The organism is Rhizobacter sp. P2_D12 (genome assembly GCF_056404395.1).
The window spans coordinates 1-20594 of record NZ_JBFUEB010000108.1 but is presented as its reverse complement, the minus strand read 5'-3'; the positions used below and the strand labels follow the sequence as shown (position 1 = coordinate 20594).

Below are 20594 nucleotides of genomic sequence, written 5' to 3'. Positions count from 1 at the left end.
CGCCGCGCGCGAGCAGCGTGGCAGCGCCCGCCGACACCGCCAGCACGACGCCGCTCGCCGGCAGCAGCCCGCGCCGGGYCGCCAGCCAGCCCAGCAGCAGGTGGGGAACAGCGGCGCCGGCCAGCACCAGCGGCGATGCCGCATGGCGTCCGAGGAGCGCCGCGGCGGCCAGCGTGGCAGCGCCCAGCAGGCCGCTCAGCAGCCAGCGCCGTTCGCCCAGCGCCTGCCGCAGCGAGGTACGCGACCACGCCAGCAGCGGCAGCGCGAGCGCCAGCGAAGCCAGCGCGTCGCGCGCGACGGCCCAGGCCGCCGGCTGCAGCCAGGCATGGCGGTCGACCTGGCTGTCCGCCGTCAGCCACACGAGGGCGTTGGCTGCGCCGGCCAGCGTGGACAGGCCGATCCCTGCGGCGAGCACGGTGGCGGCATCGCGCCAGCCCTCAATCGCCGGCGCGAAGCGCAGCCGGCGCAGCAGCAGCGTCGACAGCAGTGCCGCGCCGACCTGCCCGCCGGCGATGGACGCCGCCAGCCACGGCGGCAGGTCGGCCCCGAGCAGCACCGCGCACGCCGCAAGCCACAGCCCCGGCGCCATGCCGGTGCCCCAGCGCATCATGGCCGCCAGCATCAGGCCGCCGGGAAGCCACGGCAGCGATGCGATCAGGTTGAACGGCGGAATCGACAGGCCCCATCGACCGAGGGCCAGGCACGCCACCGACGCCAACACCGCCTGCAGGGCCCAGACGCTCAGGCGCGTGGGGGGCAGCAGGATGACGGGGAGGGTGGGCAGTCGGAATACAGGCACGGAACGCGGGCTCGGAGCGTCGCTGTCAAGCTTTCGAATTTACCCCGGGGCGGCTCCGTGCGACAGCGCCCGGATACCCTGCAGATGCGGGGTATCGGGCGGTCGATGGAATCGATACGGATTTTCGGTCAGAGCGCGAAATCTTCGAGTTTCTTGCCGGCGGCAATGGCCGCCTTCAGCCATTTGGGCTGCAATCCGCGACCGCTCCAGGTTTCGCCGGTGGCGCTGTTGCGGTATTTGGCGGCCACCTTGGCGCCCTTGCTGGCGCCGGTTTTGGCGGCCGACTTGCCGGACAGGTCGGACACCGACAGGCCGTACTCGCTCATCAACGACTTGACCTTGGCGATCGCGTCCTGGCGCTCACGCTTTTGCGTGGCTTCAATTTCCTGTTCGAGAGCGGCCTTTTTGGCCAGCAAATCCTGCAACGTGGTCATTGATGATTTCCTTGTGAACCCGGCTATATGCCGACGCCGGGATTCTAGTGCAGGAAAATCAACGTCCACAAGGGAAATGCCGGGCAGGAATGTCGGTCAGGGCGTGGGCGGCACGAAGCCGGCCGGCTGCTCGGCACCGTCGCCGAAGAAAAACCGCTCCATTTGAYGGGCCAGGTACTGGCGGGCACGTTGATCGGCCAGATTCAGCCGGTTCTCGTTGACCAGCATGGTCTGGTGCTTCATCCAAGCCTGCCAGGCCTCCTTGCTGACCTCGTTGTAAATGCGCTTTCCCAATTCACCGGGGTAGGGCGCGAAATCCAGCCCTTCGGCTTCTTTCTTCAAGTAAACGCATTGCACCATTCGAGCCATGGGTAACTCCTGTCGATCTGATTGTGTGTGAGGGGGCTGGCCGGCACCACGCCGGGGCGATCAGGCCAGCTTCTTGACCAATACCTGGGAACGGCGGTCCCAGTTGTATTTTCGCTTGCGGGCTTCGGGCAGCCAGTCGGGGTCGACCTGCTTGAAACCGCGCTTGATGAACCAATGCATCGTCCGGGTGGTCAGCACGAAAATGCTGTCGAGCCCGGCCGCGCGTGCCCGCTGCTCGACGCGCTTGAGTATCTTCTCGCCGTCGCCTTGTCCTTGCACGTTCGGGGAGACGGTGAGTGCCGCCATTTCGGCGGTATGTGCCTCGGGATAAGGGTACAGGGCGGCACAACCGAAGATAACGCCGTCGTGTTCGATCACGGTGTAATGGTCGATGTCGCGCTCGATCTCGGTCCGGTCGCGCTTGACCAGGGTTCCGTCTTTCTCGAACGGCTCGATCAGCTGCAGGATGCCGCCGATGTCGTCCGACGTGGCTTCGCGCAGGCTTTCGAGTTTCTCGTCGACGATCATGGTGCCGACGCCGTCGTGCGTGAACAATTCCATCAGCACCGAACCATCGACCGAGAACGGCACGATGTGAACCCGTTCGACGCCATCGGCGCAGGCTTTCACGGCATGCTGCAGGTAGAAAGCGGTGTCGGTCGGTTGCATCGGATTGGGCAGGGCCGCCAGCAGTTTGCGGGCTTCAGCCAAACCCAGTTCCTGGTCGATTTCGCTGTCCGGGTCGAGCGGGTCGAGCGGAATCCCGCGCACCTCGGTGACATATATCAGCTTGTCGGCTTGCAGTTCGCTGGCGGTGCTGGCGGCGACGTCTTCCATGCTCAGGTTGAACGCCTCGCCGGTGGGCGAGAAGCCGAAGGGCGACAGCATCGCCAGCGCGCCGATGTCGACCAGGCGCCGGATGCCGGCCGCGTCGATCTTGCGCACCAGGCCGGTGTGCTGGAAATCGACGCCATCGACGATGCCGACCGGCCGCGCGGTGATGAAGTTGCCGGAGACGACACGGATCTGGCTGTGCGCCATCGGCGTGTTCGGCAGGCCTTGCGAGAACGCGGCCTCGATCTCGTAGCGCAGCTGGCCGGCGGCTTCCTGTGCGCAATCGAGGGCCAGCGGATCGGTCACGCGCATGCCGTGGCTGAAGCGCGAGGTGTGGCCCTTGGCGCGCAGCTGCTCTTCCACCTGGGGCCGGAAACCGTGCACCAGCACCAGCTTGATGCCCATGGCGTGCAGGATGGCCAGGTCTTGCGCGAAGGCCGACAGCTTGCCCGCCGCGATCAGCTCGCCGGCGATCGCCACCACGAAGGTCTTGCCGCGGTGCGCATGGATGTGCGGCGCCACCGAGCGGAACCAGGGCACGAAGGTGTGGGGGAAGACGAAGTCCATGGCGCGGCGTTGTTCAGCGGTGTCGGCCGCAGTTTGAAATAATCGATGATTTTGCACGAAGGGCCCATGACCACAGCCTCGCGACGCGGACCGCCCGTCACGGCGAATCCCGTTCCGCCGATCACCTTCCCCGAATCGCTGCCGGTCTCATCCCGGCGCGACGAGATCGCGCGCGCCATCGAGGCGAACCAGGTCGTCATCGTCTGCGGCGAGACCGGTTCCGGCAAGACCACCCAGCTGCCGAAGATCGCGCTGGCGCTGGGCCGCGGCAGGGGCGCCGGCGGCAAGGGCCTGATCGGGCATACGCAGCCGCGACGGATTGCGGCCTCGAGCGTGGCCAAGCGCATCGCGCAGGAACTGAACACGCCGCTGGGCGAGCACGTCGGCTTCAAGGTGCGCTTCCAGGACCGCCTGTCGGCCGGCGCCAGCGTCAAGCTGATGACCGACGGCATCCTGCTGGCCGAGACCCAGACCGATCCGCTGCTGAAGGCCTACGACACGCTGATCATCGACGAGGCGCACGAGCGCAGCCTGAACATCGACTTCCTGCTCGGCTACCTGCGCCAGATCCTGCCGCGCCGGCCCGACCTGAAGATCATCGTGACCTCGGCGACCATCGACGCCGACCGCTTCGCCAACCACTTCGCGTCGCGCCACGGCCCGGCGCCGGTGATCCAGGTGTCGGGGCGGCTGTTCCCGGTCGAGCAGCGCTGGCGGCCGTTCGAGGAGTCGCGCGAGTACGGCCCGAACGACGCCATCGGCGACGCCGTCGACGAGCTGTGGCGCGAGGGGGCCGGCGACGTGCTGGTGTTCCTGCCCGGCGAACGCGAGATCCGCGAGGCCGCCGAGCACCTGCGCAAGCACCACCCGCCGGGCGTCGAGGTGGTGCCGCTGTTCGCGCGCCTGAGCCAGCAGGAGCAGGACGCGGTGTTCGAGCCGCACAGCGCGCGCCGCATCGTGCTGGCCACCAACGTGGCCGAGACCTCGCTGACGGTGCCCGGCATCCAGTACGTGATCGACGCCGGCACCGCGCGCATCAAGCGCTACAGCTACCGCAACAAGGTCGAGCAGCTGCTGATCGAGCCGGTCAGCCAGGCGGCGGCCAACCAGCGCGCGGGCCGCTGCGGTCGCGTCAGCAATGGCATCTGCATCCGGCTCTACGACGAGAAGGATTTCAACGAGCGGCCGCGCTTCACCGACCCGGAGATCCTGCGCTCGTCGCTGGCCGGCGTGATCCTGCGCATGAAGTCGCTGGGTCTCGGGCTGGTCGAGGATTTTCCGTTCCTCGAGCCGCCGCCGCGCCGGGCCATCGCCGACGGCTACCAGCTGCTGCACGAGCTGGGCGCGGTCGACGAGCAGAACGAGCTGACGCCGATCGGCCGCGAGCTCGCCAAGCTGCCGCTGGACCCGCGCGTGGGCCGCATGATCCTGGAGGCGCGCAACCGCGAGTCGCTGGCCGAGGTGCTGGTGATCGCGTCGTCGCTCAGCGTGCAGGACGCGCGCGACCGGCCGATGGAGCACCAGCAGGCCGCCGATGCGGCGCACAAGAAATTCGACGACGACCGCTCCGAATTCGTCGGCACGCTGAAGCTGTGGAAGTGGCTGGAAGACGCGCGCGGCGGCAGCAAGGAGCACAAGCTGTCGCACCGCAAGCAGGAGCAGCTGCTGCGCGACAACTTCGTCTCGCCGCGCCGCGTGCGCGAGTGGCGCGACATCCATTCGCAGCTGCACACCGTGGTGGCCGAGCACGGCTGGCGGCTGAACACGCTGCCCGCCACCTACGACCAGCTGCACCTGGCGATGCTGGCCGGGCTGCTGGGCAACCTGGGGCTCAAGAGCGACGAGGACGACTGGTACCTCGGTGCGCGCGGCATCAAGTTCTACAAGCACCCGGGTTCGCACCTGGGCAAGAAGCCGGGGCGCTGGATCGTCGCGGCCGAGCTGGTCGAGACGACGCGGCTGTTCGGCCGCGGCATCGCCAACATCGAGCCGCAGTGGCTGCCGGGCATCGCCGGGCACCTGATCAAGACGCAGTTGCTGGAGCCGCACTGGGAGAAGAAGGCGGCCGAGGTGGTGGCGCTGGAGCGGGCGACGCTGTATGGCCTGGTGATCTACAGCAACCGGCGTGTCAACTTCGGCCGCGTGGATGCGGCGGCGGCGCGCGAGATCTTCATCCGCGAGGCGCTGGTGAACGGCGAGTGGGAGACGCGGCTGCCTTTCCTCGCGGCCAACCGCAAGCTGATCGCGCAGGTGGAAGAGCTGGAACACAAGTCGCGCCGGCAGGACGTGCTGGTCGACGACGAGCTGATCCACGCGTTCTACGACCAGCAACTGCCGGCCGACGTGTGCAGCGGGCACAGCCTGGAGCGCTGGTACCGCGAGGAGAGCCAGCGCCAGCCGAAGCTGCTGTTCCTGAMSCGCGAGGAGCTGATGCGCCACGAGGCGGCCGGCATCACGACCGCGTCGTTCCCGAAGACGCTGCGGCTGGGCGGCGTCGATTGCGGCGCGACCTACCTGCACGACCCCGGGGACCCGAAGGACGGCGTGACGGTGACGGTGCCGATCTATGCGCTGAACCAGGTGAACGACGAGCGCTGCGAGTGGCTGGTGCCGGGCATGCTGAAGGACAAGGTGCTGGCGCTGGTGAAGACGCTGCACCAGCGGCCGCGTTCGCGGCTGGTGCCGCTGCCGGACTACGCGCAGGGCTTCGTCGACCAGGTGCAGGAGGCGCACGCCTTCGGCACCGGCAGCCTGGTCGACGCGCTGCTGAAGGCGGTGCGCGACAAGACGCAGCTGGACGTGAAACGCAACGACTTCAAGCTGGAGCAGCTGTCGCCGCACCTGTTCATGAATTTCCGCATCGTCGACGAGAACGGCCGGCAGCTGGGCAGCGGGCGCAACCTGGCGAGCCTGAAGGCCGAGCTGGGCGGGCAGGCGCGCTCGGCCTTCCAGGCGCTGGCGGTGCTGCGGCCGGCGGGGGCGCCGGTGTCGCCACCGGCGGCGGCCGCGCCGGCCGGGGCGATTGCCGTGAAGACGGCGCCGGGGCGCGTCGCCGCGCCGGCGGTCGAGGTGGCCGAGCCGAAGTACACCGACTGGAGCTTCGGCGAGCTGCCCGAGCTGATGGAGGTGAAGCGCGGCAGCCAGGTGCTGGTCGGCTTCCCGGCGCTGATCGACCGCGGCAGCTTCGTGCAGGTGGAGGTGTTCGACGAGCCCGACGTGGCTGCGCAGAAACACCGTGCCGGGTTGCGTCGGCTGGTGGCGCTGCAGATCCGCGATGCGCTGAAGTACCTCGAGAAGAACATCCCCGACCTGCAGAAGATGGCAGTGCTGTACATGCCGCTGGGCACCGCGGACGAGCTGCGCGAGCAGGTCATCGACCTGGCGCTGGACCGGGCCTTCCTGGCCGATCCRCTGCCCACCGAGGCGACCGCCTTCAAGCGCCGCATCGACGAAGGGCGAGGGCGGCTGACGCTGATCGCCAACGAGATCGCGCGCAGCGTGTCGGTGGTGCTGGCCGAGTTCGCGGCGGCCCAGCGCAAGCTGAAGGACGCGCGCCCGCCGAAGGAGGTGGCCGACGACGTGCAGGCACAGCTGGGCCGGCTGGTGCCCAAGCGCTTCGTGCTGGCGACGCCGTGGGCGCAACTGGCGCACCTGCCGCGCTACCTGAAGGGCATCGTGATGCGGCTGGACAAGCTGCGTGCCGACCCGGCGCGTGACGGTACGCGGCTGGCCGAGCTGCGTCCGCTGGAGCAGCGCTGGCTGCGGCTGCTGGCCGACCGCAAGGGCGTGCACGACGCGCGGCTGGACGAGTTCCGCTGGCTGCTGGAAGAGTTGCGCGTCAGCCTGTTCGCGCAGGAGCTGCGCACGCCGCAGCCGGTCAGCGTGAAGCGGCTTGAGAAGGCGCTGGGGGCCTTGACGGTGTGAGGGGAAGGGTCTGGGGCTGGCCTGCCCGGAGGGACTCGAACCCCCGACCTGCTGCTTAGAAGGCAGCTGCTCTATCCAGTTGAGCTACGGGCAGTGGGGGCTGAAGAGCTCAGGCCACGAGAGAGAAGATGGTCGGGGTGAGATGATTCGAACATCCGACCCACTGGTCCCAAACCAGTTGCGCTACCAGGCTGCGCTACACCCCGAACGGGCGCATTGTAACCAGCGCCGGCCGGCTGCCGGCCGTTGGATGCGCTGGAACAACGCGCCCTGGTGGCGTCAGCGCACCGACACCATCTGCGAGCGCAGCGCGGCGGGCACGTCCTCGATCAGCACGATCGCGATGCTGCCGTCCTTGGCCGTGTTGTTGTGGGCCGACTTGGCGGTTGCCAGGTTGCCTGCCACGGCTTCAGGCGACAGCGTGTACATGTTGCCGCTCAGCGGGTCGACGACGAACCAGCCGATCAGGCCGCCGAACACCAGGTTGCCGGCGATGTACCAGCCGTTGGCCGAGGCGGCGACCGGGATGACCTGCGACTGGTAGCCGGCCTTGGTGATGGTGACTGTGAAGTTCTTCTTGCCCCAGTACTTGCCGGTGCTCTTCTGCAGCGTCACCGAGGTGGGCGTGGCACCCTTGAACACCTCGACGCCGGCCTCGTCGACGACGGTGATGCTGGCCTCGCTGGGCGCACTGGAAATCGGCAGCGTCTGGGTCGGCTGCCCCATGATCGTGGCACAGGCCGAACACACGGCCGCCATGGCGACGACGCTCGAGATCCGAATGACGGATGAAAACATGGAAATCCCTCCTCCGCGGTTGCTGAATGAAGTCATGGAAGTCGCGGCTCCCCTCCACGCTTCTTTTTGAAATGGGTTGAATTCTTTTTCTTGGGGAGGCCGTGCCATGGCACGTGCATCGCCGGCGCGCATTGGAACCCATCCGGCCCGCCTTGGACAGGCACGGTTTCACGCTGCCGGGCGATATTCGGTTCGCCCTTGCAGGCAGCAGGCAGCAGTCAGCCGACGACGACTTCGCTGATCTGGATCAGCGGCGACAGGTCGGTGTAGTTCTTGATGTCGCCCAGGATCTCCTGGGCATGGGGACCGAAGCCGCCCTCGAAGGCCTCGACGGAGTCGCAGAAGACGTGGCACATCGCGACGTAGGTGGCCGGCTCGCCGGGCGCGCCGCCGGCCATGCCCTTGTCGATCGTGTACGACCTGCAGCTGTCGCCCATGCGGCGCTTCAGCAGCGGCATGTGCTTGTCGCGGTAGTAGTCGTGGTCGAAGCGCGCGCCGGGGGTGTTGGGGTACATCACGCTGACTTTGATCATGGGTGTCTCCGGTGGTGGCGGCCCTGTTCAGGGACCGGTGCAGGTGAAACTCGATGCCAACAGCGCAGCGGCGGCATCGTGCCCGGGCAGCAGCTTGCGGCCAACCGAATCAAACCGACCCRTCGGTTGAATCCTGGTCAGAGCGTGGCGGCTGCCTTGGTCTTCGCGGCATCCGCCGTGGCCGCGGCGGCCAACTGGTGGTAGACCGCGGTGAACAGCGTGGCGATGTCCTCGATCTTGGTCTTCGACACGCCCGGCGCCGGGTTGGTGATGAGCGCGGCGGTGATCGTGGCGGTGGGCTGGAGCAGGTGATGGTTCATTGAAGGTCTCGAGAAGTTGAGGCCCATCGTAGCCGGCTCGCCATGCAGCGAAATGCAATGGCCCTTTTATTCTGCCGGCCGGCGATGGCGCGCACCATCGGGTTCTTCAGAGCCCGGGGGCTCCCACCACGAAAGGTTCGCATGCACATCATCCAGAAGGTGTCGATCGATTCGCAGGATCGCGTCGATCTCGTGCAATGGCAGCGCTCGGATGCCACCACCCATGAGGGGCTCGCGAAACCCGCGGTGGTGGGCGTCGTCGAGGTCATCCACGAACTGGCGTCGGGCGGGCAGGTCGTCATGTGCGCCGACGGAAGCCCCGGCCTTGCCGCGCCCGTCACGCGCTACGCCGACGAGGCCGGGCACGAGTGGCTTCGTGTCAGCACCGTGAATGGCCAGGCCAGGACGCTGCACGACCTGCCGCGCTTGTAGGCCGGCGCGGCGTGCGGCGCAGGCCTCAGCGCCAGCGGTCGGACCGCGCATCGGCGGCCGAGAATCCGGAGCCCGCATAGAGCTTCTCGATCGCGCCCGCCGGGTTGGCATCCATCGCCGTCTTGTCGGCGAGGTATTCGGCGTAGGCGCCTTGCTGGCAATCGTCCCAGGGGAGATCGGGTTCGAGCGCCGCAATGATCCCGGCCTTCGCTTCCAGCCAGGCATCGATGCCTTCCAGTGCGGGCCAGAACTGGACATCCGACATCGGCATGCGCTGCAACTCGACGGCCTCGGCCGGCACCTCGTGCCGCCGGTAGATCCAGACAGCCTGCGCGTAGCGCTGGATCTCGGCGGCCGTGCCGGCGTGGAAGCGCCGGGACATCGCCATCACGAATTCGTCGAGCCAGCGGGTGCGGGGCATCAGGTCCATGCCCGATCGTACGCCGGCGGCGGGTTCAGCGGGTGGCGCGGCGCGACGCAACCCCGACCACGGCCAGCCCGAGCAACATCATCACCACTGTCCCAGGCTCCGGGATCGGCGCCGCATTCCAGCTGTATGCGAACAGCTCGAAGTTCCCGTACAGCACCTGCCCGGACCGGTTGTGCACCGTCAGCGACAGGTGCCCGAAGGGGTCGACGCCGTAGGTGAAGTCGTCGAAGCTCGCCGTGCGCTGCTGCACGTCGGTGCCGGCCGCCACCGGGTTGTCGTTGAAGATGCTCGCGAACAGGTTGATGCCGTTGTTCGACAGCGCCTTGTCGCGGTAGACCAGGCTGGCCTGGTTCACGTACGCATCCGGCCGGCTGCTGTCTTCGGAGAAGAGCGGCAGCGGCGTCGATGCGGCCGGATTCATCAGGCTCGCGATGCCCGAGAAGGTCACCGACGCGAACGGATTCAGCACGAACGGGCGCTGCCAGTTGACCGTGGCCCGCGCCTCGTCGTCCTCCAGGTCGGCACGCCAGGCCGCGCTGACGCTGCCGTGGCCGATCGCTGCGTGCGCCGACAGCGCTTCGCCGCCGAGCTGGGGCAGGTCGATCGCCGCCTCGCCGAAGGGCGTGCCCGCCCGCGCGGCCGGATCGAGCGTGCGCGACTTCAGGTTCAGCTGCCGCCCATCGGTCGGGCCGGCGCTGCCGTGCGCCGCCGACAGCGAGGCCTGGAACGTGTTGTCGGCCAGCCAGTGGCCCACGCTGCCCGGTTCGGTCGTGGCGCCGGTGCCGAGGCCGCTCTGCGGGTCGAGCGTGAAGCGGGCGGAGGCGGATGCCGGCACGGCGTGCGCGGCACCGCACAGCGCGAGCGCCAGCGTGGCGCCGATGAGGGGGGTGAGTCTCATGGGTTCTCCCGGTTGATGTCTTGAGATGGAATCGCGACCCGGCGTGCCGGCGGGCCCTGGCGGCGACGCCCGTTGAACGCCAGGGCCATCAGGCCCAGCGCCATCATCAGCACCATCGGCGGCTCCGGAATCGACGGCACCGGCGTCCACGCGCCCAGTTGCATCTCGAAGCTGCCGAACAGCGTCTCGGCGCTGCGGTTGAATACCGTCACCGCCAGGTGCCCGAACGAATCGACGCTGTAGCTGAAATCGTCGTCGTGCGACTGGCGCCCCTGCGGCGCGGCTGTCGGGTCGAGCGGGTTGCGGTCGAGGATGTCGGCGTACAGCGTCAGGCCGCCGTAGGCGTAGTCGGGGGCCTGGTAGGTCAGCGCCCCGCGGTGTACCGAGCCCGAATTGAGGTTGTTCCACCAGGTGGCCGAGGGGGCGGCCTGCAACGGGTTGGTGACCGACGCCAGGCCCGAGAAGGTCAGCGACGAATACGGGTCGAGCGCGAACGAGCGCGACCAGGTGACCAGCGCCTCGATGTAGTCGCGCGGCGTCTCGGTCTGCCAGCCGACGCTGAGCTGGCCCGCCACCGCGCCGGCGTGCACCGCGCCCTGCTGGCCCGGCAGGGCGGCGAACGAATGGCTGGAGTCGCCGAAGGGCGGCAGGCTGGCCGCGACCGTGTCGTCCACGCCGTTGTAGCTGTAGGCCGACCGTGTCGGCGCGCCATTGAAGGTCATCGTCGTCACGTTCACCGACGCGCGGTTGTCCGGCAGCCAGTGGCCCACGGTGCCGGGCGCGCCCGCCTCGGCCGGCCCGGSTGCCAGCGGCAGCGCATCGAGCGTGAAATCCACCGAGCCCGTGTCGGCGCGCGCAGCGCCCAGCAGGCCGAGCAGGCCGAACCCGAATCCGAGCACCGGCCGCACCAGCTTCGCGATCTTCATGCTGTCTCCCTCATCGTCGGCGCCGAAGGCGCCGGTCGGACGAGGGGCAATCGGCGTGCSCGGGGGCGTTCAGCGGCGGCCGAGCTGCGCCAGGCTGCTCTCGTACAGCGCGCCGACCAGGTCGGTCTGCGACACCATGCCGGCGATGCGCCGGTCGGCGTCCACCACCGGCACGTGGTGCAGCCCGGTGTCGGCCATCCACGGCACGAGTTCGACGATCGGCGTTTCCAGCGTTGCGGTGCGCGCCGGCGAACTCATGATCTGCCCGACCACCTCGTGCTTGTCCGAATGCGTGTGCGGCGTGCGGCGCAGGAACTCGTGCACCCGCGCGCGCAGGCTGGCGTGGCCCAGCAGGTCGGCGTGGTGCAGGAAATCCGAGCGCGTGACGATGCCGATCACGCGCCGCGCGCGGTCGATCACCGGCAAGGCCTGCAGGCCGTGCTCGCGCATCAGCGTCCAGGCCTCGGCCAGCTCGGTGGCGTACTCCACCGTCAGCACGTCGCGCGACATGATCGCGCCGCAACGCGTGTCGGCCACGCGCCGGCGGAAGGCCTGCATCTCGGTCTGCACGAACAGGCCGGCCAGGTCGTCGGCGCTGACGTCCAGCACCTGGTTGTAGTCCTTCAGCACGCGCTGCAGGTCTTCGACCGTGAAGCCCAGGCGCGCCGTCGGCACCGCGTCGGCCGTCTGGTGCGGGTGCGCCGGCTGCAGGCGCTGCGCATGCGGGTAGCGGCGGCCGGTGGCGTTGTTGTAGAGCACCGCCACCGCCAGCAGCAGCAGGCTGTTCAGTGCGACCGGCGCAAAGGCGAAGCCGAAGCCGGCCGCATGCACTGCCGGCCCGCCCAGCACCGCCGTCAGGGCCGCGGCGCCGCCGGGCGGATGCACGCAGCGCAGCATGAACATGGCACCGATCGCCAGGAAGATCGCCGCCGCCGCGGCCAGCGGCGTCGACGGGATCAGCAGCGCACACGCCACGCCGACCAGCGCCGACACGGTGTTGCCGCCGACGATCGACCAGGGCTGCGCCAGCGGGCTGGCCGGCACCGCGAACAGCAGCACCGCGGAGGCGCCCATCGGCGCGACCAGCGTGGTGGCGGCCTGCGGGCCCAGCAACCAGGCGCTGCTCAAGGCGGTGGTCGCGATGCCCAGCAGCGCGCCGGCACAGGCACGCAGCCGCTCGGTGGCATCGACGGTGCTGGCGGCTGGCAGCAGGCTGTGCAGCCACGGCGGCAGTCGCAGGTTCATGGGCGCGGGAAATGCAGGAAAGAGGCCGGATTACATCACGGAGGATGTGCCCGGCCGGGGCGCCCGCGCGGCGCCCTCGCGCCGCGTCAGGCGGCGGAAAGCAGGGCGATCGATGCGCCGCCGGCCAGCGCGATCAGCGCCACGGCGAGCGCCAGGCGGCGCTCCATCCGGGCACCGGTCGCGGTGCCCTGGCGGTCCGAGGCCATGAAGCGTTGCACGGCGGCGAGCGGCAGGCTGAGAAGGGACACGGCGATCATGAGGAACTCCAGCAATGTCACGCCATCGTGCGCTTCACGCCGCCGGGCCTGCCGCGGATGAAGCCTGCTTTCCGGGGGCAGTTTCCAGGGTGCCGTGTCAGATAGAAACGCTCAGCGTCGCTCGTACTGCTGCTTGCCGAACAGCGCGTCGCGCGCCTTCTCGTCGTTCAGCGGCTTGCGGTGCGAGGCCAGCACCTCGACGCCGCGCTGCACCGCCGGGCGGGCGCAGATCTCGTCGAACCAGCCTTTCAGGTGCGGGAAGTCGGCCCAATCGATGCCCTGGTTCTTCCACGAGCGCAGCCACGGAAACACCGCGATGTCGGCGATGCTGTAGTCCTTGCCGGCGACGTAGCGCGACTTGGCCAGCCGCTTGTCGAGCACGCCGTACAGCCGCTTGGCCTCGTTGGTGTAGCGGTTGATCGCGTACTCGATCTTCTCGGGCGCGTAGATGCGGAAGTGGTGCGCCTGGCCGAGCATCGGGCCGATGCTGCCCATCTGGAACATCAGCCACTGCAGCACCTCGTAGCGCTCGGTGGTGCCGGCCGGCAGCAACTGGCCGGTCTTGCCGGCGAGGTACATCAGGATGGCGCCGGATTCGAACAGCGAGATCGGCGCGCCGTCCGGTCCGTCCGGATCGACGATCGCCGGGATCTTGTTGTTCGGGCTGATGGCCAGGAAGTCGGGCTTGAACTGGTCGCCGGCGCCGATGTCGACGGCGGTCACGCGGTAGGGCAGGCCCAGCTCCTCCAGCATGATGTGAACTTTGTGGCCATTGGGCGTGGCCCACGAATACACTTCGATCATCTTGTCGTCCTCAGTCGGCACTCCGGTGTGCCGTTGGGAAGCGACTCTAGACCAAGCCCTGGCTTCATGCTCGACGCGCTCAAACGATTGATCTCCGGCAAGCCCGACGGTCCCGACTGGGGGGCGGTGTCGGAATGGGCCCGCGGCAGCAAGATGGTCTTCAAGCGGGTGCGCGAGGAAGAAGGCTTCGTCATCGACGGCGGCATGGACAGCAAGCCCTGGCGCCTCGAATGGGGATCGCCGCAGCGCTTCTACATCGAAGGGCACGAGCTGCGCCTGCGCATGGAGCTCAGGCTGCCGCCCAACCTGCAGGTGCTGCTGCTGTCGCAGCCCTTGCGCGAGACGCTCGAGCGGCAGACCTTCGAGCGCTTCACCGAGAGCACGCAGACCGTCATCGACGGCACCACGCCCGAAGAAATGCGCTGGCTCGCGATGTTCTCGAAGGTCACCTTCGCGGCATCGAAGAACGTGCGGATCCGCTTCGGCCTGGTCGGCAACACGCCGCAGGTCGCGGCCTCGTGGGTCGAGGGCGCGCTGGCACGGCAGCTCGAGGAGGCCTCGGCCAAGCTGCTGCAGGCCGAGCCGCCGTTCGTGCTGATGCTGCTGCGCGGGCGGGTCTACATGCGCATGCAGCTCGCCAACCCCGACCTGGCCGCCATCCAGCAGGCGATCGGGTTGTTCGAGGTGGCGGTGCTGCAGGCACTGCGGGTGGCCGGCGGGGTGGGACCCGGGGAGGGCGCCGCGAGTGGATGGCCCAGCACGTCATCGACAGCGTGGCAGACCCAGCTCGGGCCCGACGATCCCAAGGACGCCTCCCGCCATTGAGCGTTCGTAGCCCGGATGGAGCGCAGCGCAATCCGGGAGCGATTTACGCGTAGCGCCCGAGCTCCATCTTCGCGATCGCGTTGCGGTGCACCTCGTCCGGCCCGTCGGCGAAGCGCAGCGTGCGTGCCGCCGTGTAGAAGTACGCCAGCGGGAAGTCGTCGCTCATGCCGCCGCCGCCGTGCACCTGCATCGCCCAGTCGATCACCTGGCAGGCCATCGACGGCGCCACCACCTTGATCATCGCGATCTCCGACTTGGCCGTCTTGTTGCCGGCCACGTCCATCATCCACGCCGCCTTCAGCGTCAGTAGCCGCGCCTGCTCGATCTTGCAGCGTGCCTCGGCGATGCGCTCGCGCGTCACGCCCTGCTCGGCCACCTTGCGGCCGAACGCGACGCGCGACGACGCGCGCCGGCACATCAGCTCCAGCGCCCGCTCGGCCAGCCCGATCAGCCGCATGCAGTGGTGGATGCGGCCCGGACCCAGGCGGCCTTGCGCGATCTCGAAGCCGCGGCCTTCGCCCAGCAGCATGTTGCCGGCCGGCACGCGCACGTTGTCGAACGTCATCTCGCAGTGCCCGTGCGGCGCGTCGTCGTAGCCGAACACCGGCAGCGGGCGGACCACCGTCACCCCCGGCGTGTCCGCCGGCACCAGGATCATCGACTGCTGCGAATGGCGCGGCGCTTCGGGATCGGTCTTGCCCATGAAGATGTAGATCGCGCAGCGCGGGTCGCCGGCGCCCGAGATCCACCACTTGCGGCCGTTGATCACGTAGTCGTCGCCATCGCGCTGGATGCGCGCCGCGATGTTGGTCGCGTCCGACGAAGCCACGTCGGGTTCGGTCATCGCGAAGGCGCTGCGGATGCGGCCGTCGAGCAGCGGCTCGAGCCAGCGCTTCTTCTGCTCCGGCGTGGCATAGCGCACGAGGGTCTCCATGTTGCCGGTGTCGGGCGCCGAGCAGTTGAAGACCTCGCTGGCCCAGGGCACGCGGCCCATGATCTCGGCCAGCGGTGCGTACTCCTGGTTCGTCAGGCCGGCGCCCAGCTCGCTGTCGGGCAGGAACAGGTTCCACAGGCCCTGCGCGCGCGCCTTGGCCTTGAGCCCCTCGATCAGCTGCAGCGGCGTCCAGCGCTTGCCGGCCTTCGTGTTGGCCTCGATCTCGGCGTTGAATGCGGCCTCGGCCGGGTAGACGTGCTCGTCCATGAAGCGGGCCACCTTGGCCTGCAGGTCTTGCGTGCGTTGCGAATAGCTGAAGTCCATGCGTGTCTCCGGTGATCAGGTGCCGTGTCGGGCAATCCGCCAGCCCATCTCGGCCAGTGGCCGCGCGCCGGCGCCCGCCTGGCGCGCCTGTGCGCTGGAGGCGGTGCCGTCCTCGACCCGCTTCGCGATGCCCTGCAGGATGCCGGCCATGCGGAACAGGTTGTAGGCCATGTAGAAGTTCCAGTCGGCCATCACCGCCTGCGGGTCGGCGCGGCCGGTGCGTTCGCAGTAGCGGCGCACGTAGGCCGCTTCGTCGGGGATGCCGAGCGCGGCCAGGTCGAGCCCGCCGATGCCGCGGAACGCGCCGGGCGGGATGTGCCACGACATGCAGTGGTAGCTGAAATCGGCCAGCGGATGGCCGAGCGTCGACAGCTCCCAGTCGAGCACCGCCAGCACGCGCGGCTCGCTCGGGTGGAACACCAGGTTGTCGAGCCGGTAGTCGCCATGCACCACCGACACCTGCGACTCGTCGCGCGCGCTGGGCGGCATGTGGGCCGGCAGCCATTCCATCAGCCGGTCCATCGCGTCGATCGGCTGCGTGATCGAGGCCTGGTACTGCTTGCCCCAGCGCGCGATCTGCCGCTCGAAGTAGTTGCCCGGCTTGCCGTAGTCGGCCAGTCCCACGGCCGCGACGTCGACACGGTGCAGCGCCGCCATCACGCGGTTCATCTCGTCGTAGACCGCGCCGCGCTCGGCCATGCCCAGCCCCGGCAGCGCCTGCTCCCACAGCACGCGGCCCTGCATGAACTCCATCACGTAGAACGCGCGGCCGATCACCGACTCGTCCTCGCACAGCAGCAGCATCTCGGGCACCGGCACCTCGCTGCCGTGCAGCGCGCGCATCACGCGAAACTCGCGGTCGATCGCGTGTGCCGACGGCAGCAGTTTCGCGGCCGGGCCGGGCTTGGAGCGCATCACGTACGAACGCGACGGCGTGACGAGCTTGTAGGTCGGGTTCGACTGGCCGCCCTTGAACTGCTCCACCTGCAGCGGCCCCGCGAAGCCGGGCAGGTGCGCCTGCAGGTGGGCCTGCAGCGAGGCCGCGTCGAAGGCGTGCGAGTCGGCGACGGGTTTGGTTCCGGTGTAGGCGTCCATGCAGTCCAGTCAGCGTTCAGAGATCGCGAGCAGCTTGTCCTTGGACAGCACCACCAGCCGCGTCGGCTCGATGCGCACCGCGCCATCGCGCTCGAAGCCTTTCAGTTCCTGGTTGACGCGCTGGCGCGACGCGCCGAGCAGCTGGGCCAGGTCTTCCTGTGCCAGCTGCAGGCCGATGCGGATCTCCTGGCCTTCCTCGATGCCGTAGCTGCGCGCCAGCAGCAGGATCTGCTTGGCCAGGCGCGCGGCCAGCGGCATGGTGTTCAAGTCCTCGACCACGTCGAACATCAGGCGCAGGCGCCGGCAGTTCAGCTTCAGCAGCGCGTCGTACAGCTCGACGTGCTGCGACAGCAGCTCGCGGAAGTCGGCCTTGCGCACCACCAGCAGCGTGGTCGCGCCATGCGCGTTCGCATCGTGCGTGCGCGGCAGGCCGTCGAACAGCGAGATGTCGCCGAACCACAGGCCCGGCTCGACGTAGGTCAGCGTGATCTGCTTGCCCGACAGCGACACCGAGCTGACCCGCACCGCGCCCTTGGCGACGCCGCACCATTCGTCCGCCGGTTCGCCGCGCGACGACAGCAGCGCCCCATCGTGCACGCGGCGCACGACGGCCCGCGAGAGGATGGCATTGCGCAATGGCTGTGAGAGCTTGGAGAACCACGAACCCGATTCGATGTTGGCCTGTTCATCGATTGTAAGAACGGGGGTATTCATGTTTTGTCTCTGACGTGACAGGGTGCTTCCTCATTGTCCATGATGGCGATTGCTGAAAGAGTCAAGAGACCCTCGCACTGAAGGAGCACGACATGGGTGATCGACTGCTGGACATCCCGAGCCGCGAAGGCCGCGTGAGCGATGCCGAATGGCAGGCGCGCGTCGACCTGGCCGCGGCGTATCGGCTGGTGGCGCATTTCAAGTGGGACGACTTGGTGTTTACCCACATCACGGTGCGCGTGCCGGGCGAAGACGACCGATTCCTGATCAACCCCTACGGGCTGATGTTCGACGAGATCACCGCGTCGAGCCTGGTCAAGATCGACCTGCAGGGCAACAAGCTCGACGACACGCCGTACCCGGTGAACCCTGCCGGCTTCACGATCCACAGCGCGATCCATGCGGCGCGGCACGATGCGCAATGCGTGCTGCACACGCACACGCTGAACGGCATCGCGGTGTCGGCGCAGAAGGACGGCGTGCTGCCGCTGTCGCAGCATTCGATCTTCGTGCTGGCGAGCCTGGCGTACCACGACTACGAAGGCGTGGCGCTGCGCGACGACGAGAAGCCGCGGCTGGTGCGCGACCTGGGCCAGTGCAACTACCTGATGCTGCGCAACCATGGCTTGCTGACGCTGGGTGCGACGGTGGCCGATGCCTTCCTGGCGATGTACTTCTTCGAGGCCGTGTGCACGATCCAGGTCCGCGCGATGGCGGGCGGCACGCCGCTGACGCGCGTCGACCCGAAGATCATCGAGACCTCGCGCGAGCAGGCGAGGGTGGCGACGCGGGGGCTGGGTGCGGGGGCCTTGACCTGGCCGGGGTTGTTGCGGCGGCTGGATCGCCTTGACGGGAGCTATCGCACCTGACGCGTCCGACGAACCCCGGATTGGCATCCGGGCTACGAACTGCGCTTGTAGCCCGGATGCCAATCCGGGGCCGTCATCACGAACGCAGGTACTGAGCGAGCAGCTTCTCCATCGTCGTCATCGTCTCGCGCTCGTGCAGCCACTGCGTGGGGGCGAGGTTGACGGCGCGCACGATCTGGTCGTCCGGCCCGGCGTCGATCACGTTGATGCAAGCCGGCGCCTGTTCGAGGCGGCCGAAGAACGCGCGCTCGCCGGCCAGCACGCGCGACAGCAGCGCGCGGTTGACGCCGCCGTGCATCACCATCAACAGGCATTGCCAGTCGCTGCGCGCGAGCAGGCGGTCGAAGGCCGGCAGCACGCGGTCCAGCAGCTCGCCCACCGATTCGCCGCCGAGGAAGCGCTGCGACTGCACATGCGGGCCGGTGCGGAAGGCGCCGAGGAAGGCGGCCTCCAGCTCGTCGCGCGGGATGTCGGCCAGGCGGCCCGGGCGGATCTCTTCGAGCGCCGGTTCGTGCAGCAGGTGCAGCTGCGGCTGGCCGCTCGCGGCCAGCACGCGCTGCGCCGTCTCGACGGTGCGCGGCAATCCGCTGACCAGCACGCTGTCGAAGCGCACGCCGCACTGTGCGAACAGCCGTCCCGCCGCATCCGCCTGCTCGCGGCCGACGGCATTCAGCGGCACCGTGTCGGGCGGCACCGCAGAACCATCCTCGCGGAAGTAGTCGACCGACCCGTGCCGCATCAGGTAGATGCGCCGGCGCCTGGCCACCGGCCGGCTCATGCCGCCGCACCCACGCTATTCGAAGCGCGGCGCGCGCTTCTCGAGGAAGGCCTGCAGGCCTTCGCCGCCGTTGCGATGAAAGAGGTTCTCAAGAAAGTGTTCCCGCTCTGAAGCCATCTGCTGGGCCAGGCTGCGCTGCGGCCATTGGTTGACCAGCTCCTTGACGCTGGCCACCGCGTTCGGTGCCAGCTGCGCGAGCCGTTCAGCGACCTTCAGAGCTTGGGTCAGCGCCTGGCCGCTGTCTGTCACCCAATTGACAAGGCCCAGCGCATGCAATTGCGCGGCGCTCATCGGTTCGGCCAGCCACAGCATCTGCAACGCCACCGGGCGCGGCAGGCGCTGCATCAGCTGCCAGGTCGAGCCGCCGTCGGGCGACAGGCCGATGCGGCCATAGGACATCACGAAGCGTGCGTTGTCGGCCGCGACGATCAGGTCGCAGGCCAGCGCCAGCGAGAAGCCGCCGCCGGCCGCCGCGCCTTCGACGGCCGCGATCACCGGCTTGGGGAACACGCGCAGCACCTCGACGAAGTCGTGGAAGCGCTGCAGCATCTGCCCCTGCACCTCGGGCGGCGACTCGCGGCTGGTGCGCAGCCGCTGCAGGTTGCCGCCGGCGCAGAAGTGCTCGCCGTCGCCCTGCAGCACGATGCAGTGCACGTCGGGGTCGGATTCGGCCACGCCCAGCGATTCGACGCCGGCGGTGAAGACCTGTTCGGACAGCGTGTTGCGCGAGGCGGGGTCGCTGATCGTCAGCACCAGGGTGCCGTCACGTCGCTCGGCACGCAATTCAGAGGGCATGGAGACACCATTCGTCAGACAGCGCCAGGCGCATGGCGGGCGATTGTGGCACGGGCATTTCCAGCGGCTTGCAGGGCCGGTTTCCCTGCGCATTTGCGGAGATGAGCGCAGGAGACTTCATGCTAGAGTCAAAAGATCAATCAACTGCTCATCCGAATGCAGAGATTCCCGAACTCGCTCGCAGTCCTCTTTGCTTTGGGCTTGCCCATGAGCCAGGCGACTGCGATGGGGTTCGGCAACACGCTCGGCGCCACCACGCTCGGCCACCCGCTCAACTTCGCGGTGCAGTTGCGGCTCGAGGCCGACGAGCGTGTCGAAGCGTCCTGCGTCAAGGCCGAGGTCTCGGTCGGCGACCATGCGCTGTCGGTGACCACCGTGCGCGTGCGCATCGAGGGCGAGGCCGGCAGCGCCGAACGCCGCGTGCGCGTCACCACCACGGTGCCGATCGAGGAGCCGGTGGTCGGCATCGCGCTGAATGTCGGTTGCCCGCCGCGTCTCGCGCGCAGCTTCGTCGTCTTTGCCGATCCGCCCTCGGCCACCGCGGTCGCGCCGGCGCGTGCGTTGCCGGACATTTCCGACCTGCCCGAAGCGGCCGAGTCGCCGCTGGCCGGCGTGATCTCGCCGCGTGCCGAAGCGCCGGTGCGCGCCGCAGCGCCGCGGCCGGGCCCGACGGCCGCCCGCAGCAGCGCG

The 20594-nt window shown here is 68.7% G+C and carries 22 protein-coding genes, 2 tRNA genes and 1 pseudogene; 5 read left to right on the top strand and 20 right to left on the bottom strand.

What is annotated here, in order from left to right:
* The 4 genes and pseudogenes from AC1DYN_RS26450 to argA form a co-directional block, all read right to left on the bottom strand.
* Nucleotides 1-799: pseudogene (locus AC1DYN_RS26450) on the bottom strand (hypothetical protein); the annotation flags it as partial.
* A 128-nt stretch (nt 800-927) separates the two neighbouring features.
* Nucleotides 928-1233 carry an H-NS histone family protein gene (locus AC1DYN_RS26445; RefSeq protein WP_477964658.1) on the bottom strand — a complete coding sequence of 102 codons (306 nt, stop codon included), beginning with the start codon at nt 1231-1233 and terminating at the stop codon, nt 928-930.
* A gap of 96 nt (nt 1234-1329) precedes the next feature.
* Nucleotides 1330-1602: an oxidative damage protection protein gene (locus AC1DYN_RS26440; protein ID WP_477964657.1), complete on the bottom strand. Its 273-nt coding sequence runs from the start codon at nt 1600-1602 to the stop codon at nt 1330-1332.
* 60 nt (nt 1603-1662) lie between these two features.
* A complete protein-coding gene (argA, locus tag AC1DYN_RS26435; RefSeq protein ID WP_477964656.1) occupies nt 1663-3003 on the bottom strand; it encodes an amino-acid N-acetyltransferase in 1341 nt (446 codons plus the stop codon).
* A gap of 66 nt (nt 3004-3069) precedes the next feature.
* Between argA and hrpA the strand changes: the two genes are divergently transcribed.
* The gene (gene hrpA, locus AC1DYN_RS26430) at nt 3070-6927 is read left to right on the top strand and encodes an ATP-dependent RNA helicase HrpA (protein WP_477964655.1); all 3858 of its coding nucleotides are present in this window, start codon (nt 3070-3072) and stop codon (nt 6925-6927) included.
* A gap of 17 nt (nt 6928-6944) precedes the next feature.
* Here the strand turns inward: hrpA and AC1DYN_RS26425 are convergent.
* The 5 genes from AC1DYN_RS26425 to AC1DYN_RS26405 all read right to left on the bottom strand — a co-directional run bounded on the left by AC1DYN_RS26425 (nt 6945) and on the right by AC1DYN_RS26405 (nt 8578).
* A tRNA-Arg gene (locus tag AC1DYN_RS26425) sits at nt 6945-7021 on the bottom strand.
* Nucleotides 7022-7056: 35 nt separating this feature from the next.
* Nucleotides 7057-7133 (bottom strand) — tRNA-Pro (locus AC1DYN_RS26420).
* Between the two features lie 73 nt (nt 7134-7206).
* Nucleotides 7207-7725 carry a hypothetical protein gene (locus AC1DYN_RS26415; protein WP_477964654.1) on the bottom strand — a complete coding sequence of 173 codons (519 nt, stop codon included), beginning with the start codon at nt 7723-7725 and terminating at the stop codon, nt 7207-7209.
* A gap of 218 nt (nt 7726-7943) precedes the next feature.
* The gene (locus tag AC1DYN_RS26410) at nt 7944-8258 is read right to left on the bottom strand and encodes an EthD family reductase (protein WP_477964653.1); all 315 of its coding nucleotides are present in this window, start codon (nt 8256-8258) and stop codon (nt 7944-7946) included.
* Nucleotides 8259-8395: 137 nt separating this feature from the next.
* Nucleotides 8396-8578 carry a hypothetical protein gene (locus AC1DYN_RS26405; protein ID WP_477964652.1) on the bottom strand — a complete coding sequence of 61 codons (183 nt, stop codon included), beginning with the start codon at nt 8576-8578 and terminating at the stop codon, nt 8396-8398.
* Between the two features lie 141 nt (nt 8579-8719).
* Between AC1DYN_RS26405 and AC1DYN_RS26400 the strand changes: the two genes are divergently transcribed.
* Entirely contained in the window at nt 8720-9010 is a 291-nt protein-coding gene (locus tag AC1DYN_RS26400; protein ID WP_477964651.1) for a hypothetical protein, read from the top strand.
* Nucleotides 9011-9035: 25 nt separating this feature from the next.
* Here the strand turns inward: AC1DYN_RS26400 and AC1DYN_RS26395 are convergent, their stop codons facing one another.
* From AC1DYN_RS26395 to AC1DYN_RS26370, 6 genes are all read right to left on the bottom strand, one after another.
* A complete protein-coding gene (locus AC1DYN_RS26395) occupies nt 9036-9440 on the bottom strand; it encodes a hypothetical protein (RefSeq protein WP_477964650.1) in 405 nt (134 codons plus the stop codon).
* Between the two features lie 25 nt (nt 9441-9465).
* The gene (locus AC1DYN_RS26390; protein WP_477964648.1) at nt 9466-10338 is read right to left on the bottom strand and encodes a PEP-CTERM sorting domain-containing protein; all 873 of its coding nucleotides are present in this window, start codon (nt 10336-10338) and stop codon (nt 9466-9468) included.
* Entirely contained in the window at nt 10335-11264 is a 930-nt protein-coding gene (locus tag AC1DYN_RS26385) for a PEP-CTERM sorting domain-containing protein (RefSeq protein ID WP_477964646.1), read from the bottom strand. Before AC1DYN_RS26385 ends, AC1DYN_RS26390 begins: the two co-directional genes overlap by 4 nt.
* A gap of 69 nt (nt 11265-11333) precedes the next feature.
* A complete protein-coding gene (locus tag AC1DYN_RS26380) occupies nt 11334-12509 on the bottom strand; it encodes an HPP family protein (protein ID WP_477964644.1) in 1176 nt (391 codons plus the stop codon).
* 86 nt (nt 12510-12595) lie between these two features.
* The gene (locus AC1DYN_RS26375) at nt 12596-12766 is read right to left on the bottom strand and encodes a hypothetical protein (RefSeq protein ID WP_477964642.1); all 171 of its coding nucleotides are present in this window, start codon (nt 12764-12766) and stop codon (nt 12596-12598) included.
* Nucleotides 12767-12877: 111 nt separating this feature from the next.
* On the bottom strand, nt 12878-13570 hold the full coding sequence (locus AC1DYN_RS26370; protein WP_477964640.1) for a glutathione binding-like protein: 693 nt from the start codon (nt 13568-13570) through the stop codon (nt 12878-12880).
* A gap of 66 nt (nt 13571-13636) precedes the next feature.
* On the opposite strand from AC1DYN_RS26370, the gene AC1DYN_RS26365 reads away from it, so the two are divergent.
* On the top strand, nt 13637-14395 hold the full coding sequence (locus AC1DYN_RS26365) for a hypothetical protein (RefSeq protein ID WP_477964638.1): 759 nt from the start codon (nt 13637-13639) through the stop codon (nt 14393-14395).
* A gap of 43 nt (nt 14396-14438) precedes the next feature.
* On the opposite strand, the gene AC1DYN_RS26360 is transcribed toward AC1DYN_RS26365, so the two are convergent.
* The 3 genes from AC1DYN_RS26360 to AC1DYN_RS26350 are packed head-to-tail and all read right to left on the bottom strand — an operon-like array spanning nt 14439 to nt 17462.
* Nucleotides 14439-15653 carry an acyl-CoA dehydrogenase family protein gene (locus tag AC1DYN_RS26360; RefSeq protein WP_477964636.1) on the bottom strand — a complete coding sequence of 405 codons (1215 nt, stop codon included), beginning with the start codon at nt 15651-15653 and terminating at the stop codon, nt 14439-14441.
* Nucleotides 15654-15668: 15 nt separating this feature from the next.
* Entirely contained in the window at nt 15669-16748 is a 1080-nt protein-coding gene (locus AC1DYN_RS26355; protein ID WP_477964634.1) for a phosphotransferase, read from the bottom strand.
* Between the two features lie 9 nt (nt 16749-16757).
* Nucleotides 16758-17462, bottom strand: a complete 705-nt coding sequence (locus tag AC1DYN_RS26350; protein WP_477964632.1) for a Crp/Fnr family transcriptional regulator — start codon at nt 17460-17462, stop codon at nt 16758-16760.
* A 92-nt stretch (nt 17463-17554) separates the two neighbouring features.
* On the opposite strand from AC1DYN_RS26350, the gene AC1DYN_RS26345 reads away from it, so the two are divergent.
* Nucleotides 17555-18331 (top strand): class II aldolase/adducin family protein, encoded by a 777-nt coding sequence (locus AC1DYN_RS26345; RefSeq protein ID WP_477964630.1) that lies wholly within the window; start codon nt 17555-17557, stop codon nt 18329-18331.
* Nucleotides 18332-18407: 76 nt separating this feature from the next.
* On the opposite strand, the gene AC1DYN_RS26340 is transcribed toward AC1DYN_RS26345, so the two are convergent.
* Together AC1DYN_RS26340 and AC1DYN_RS26335 are read right to left on the bottom strand one after the other, a co-directional pair.
* A complete protein-coding gene (locus AC1DYN_RS26340; RefSeq protein ID WP_477964628.1) occupies nt 18408-19109 on the bottom strand; it encodes a histidine phosphatase family protein in 702 nt (233 codons plus the stop codon).
* A gap of 15 nt (nt 19110-19124) precedes the next feature.
* The gene (locus tag AC1DYN_RS26335; protein WP_477964626.1) at nt 19125-19904 is read right to left on the bottom strand and encodes an oxepin-CoA hydrolase, alternative type; all 780 of its coding nucleotides are present in this window, start codon (nt 19902-19904) and stop codon (nt 19125-19127) included.
* A 207-nt stretch (nt 19905-20111) separates the two neighbouring features.
* On the opposite strand from AC1DYN_RS26335, the gene AC1DYN_RS26330 reads away from it, so the two are divergent.
* A partial coding sequence (locus AC1DYN_RS26330) for a type IV pilus assembly protein FimV (protein WP_477964624.1) occupies nt 20112-20594 on the top strand: 483 nt, incomplete at its 3' end.

What these genes read in the sequence shown, in the direction of transcription:
- AC1DYN_RS26345 (WP_477964630.1), top strand. Translation starts at nt 17,555, where the DNA reads ATGGGTGATCGACTGCTGGACATCCCGAGCCGCGAAGGCCGCGTGAGC.
- AC1DYN_RS26445 (WP_477964658.1), bottom strand. Translation starts at nt 1,233, where the DNA reads ATGACCACGTTGCAGGATTTGCTGGCCAAAAAGGCCGCTCTCGAACAG.
- AC1DYN_RS26355 (WP_477964634.1), bottom strand. Translation starts at nt 16,748, where the DNA reads ATGGACGCCTACACCGGAACCAAACCCGTCGCCGACTCGCACGCCTTC.
- AC1DYN_RS26370 (WP_477964640.1), bottom strand. Translation starts at nt 13,570, where the DNA reads ATGATCGAAGTGTATTCGTGGGCCACGCCCAATGGCCACAAAGTTCAC.
- AC1DYN_RS26415 (WP_477964654.1), bottom strand. Translation starts at nt 7,725, where the DNA reads ATGTTTTCATCCGTCATTCGGATCTCGAGCGTCGTCGCCATGGCGGCC.
- AC1DYN_RS26390 (WP_477964648.1), bottom strand. Translation starts at nt 10,338, where the DNA reads ATGAGACTCACCCCCCTCATCGGCGCCACGCTGGCGCTCGCGCTGTGC.
- AC1DYN_RS26360 (WP_477964636.1), bottom strand. Translation starts at nt 15,653, where the DNA reads ATGGACTTCAGCTATTCGCAACGCACGCAAGACCTGCAGGCCAAGGTG.
- AC1DYN_RS26375 (WP_477964642.1), bottom strand. Translation starts at nt 12,766, where the DNA reads ATGATCGCCGTGTCCCTTCTCAGCCTGCCGCTCGCCGCCGTGCAACGC.
- argA (WP_477964656.1), bottom strand. Translation starts at nt 3,003, where the DNA reads ATGGACTTCGTCTTCCCCCACACCTTCGTGCCCTGGTTCCGCTCGGTG.
- AC1DYN_RS26365 (WP_477964638.1), top strand. Translation starts at nt 13,637, where the DNA reads ATGCTCGACGCGCTCAAACGATTGATCTCCGGCAAGCCCGACGGTCCC.
- AC1DYN_RS26380 (WP_477964644.1), bottom strand. Translation starts at nt 12,509, where the DNA reads ATGAACCTGCGACTGCCGCCGTGGCTGCACAGCCTGCTGCCAGCCGCC.
- AC1DYN_RS26405 (WP_477964652.1), bottom strand. Translation starts at nt 8,578, where the DNA reads ATGAACCATCACCTGCTCCAGCCCACCGCCACGATCACCGCCGCGCTC.
- AC1DYN_RS26340 (WP_477964628.1), bottom strand. Translation starts at nt 19,109, where the DNA reads ATGAGCCGGCCGGTGGCCAGGCGCCGGCGCATCTACCTGATGCGGCAC.
- AC1DYN_RS26335 (WP_477964626.1), bottom strand. Translation starts at nt 19,904, where the DNA reads ATGCCCTCTGAATTGCGTGCCGAGCGACGTGACGGCACCCTGGTGCTG.
- AC1DYN_RS26410 (WP_477964653.1), bottom strand. Translation starts at nt 8,258, where the DNA reads ATGATCAAAGTCAGCGTGATGTACCCCAACACCCCCGGCGCGCGCTTC.
- AC1DYN_RS26395 (WP_477964650.1), bottom strand. Translation starts at nt 9,440, where the DNA reads ATGGACCTGATGCCCCGCACCCGCTGGCTCGACGAATTCGTGATGGCG.
- AC1DYN_RS26400 (WP_477964651.1), top strand. Translation starts at nt 8,720, where the DNA reads ATGCACATCATCCAGAAGGTGTCGATCGATTCGCAGGATCGCGTCGAT.
- AC1DYN_RS26350 (WP_477964632.1), bottom strand. Translation starts at nt 17,462, where the DNA reads ATGAATACCCCCGTTCTTACAATCGATGAACAGGCCAACATCGAATCG.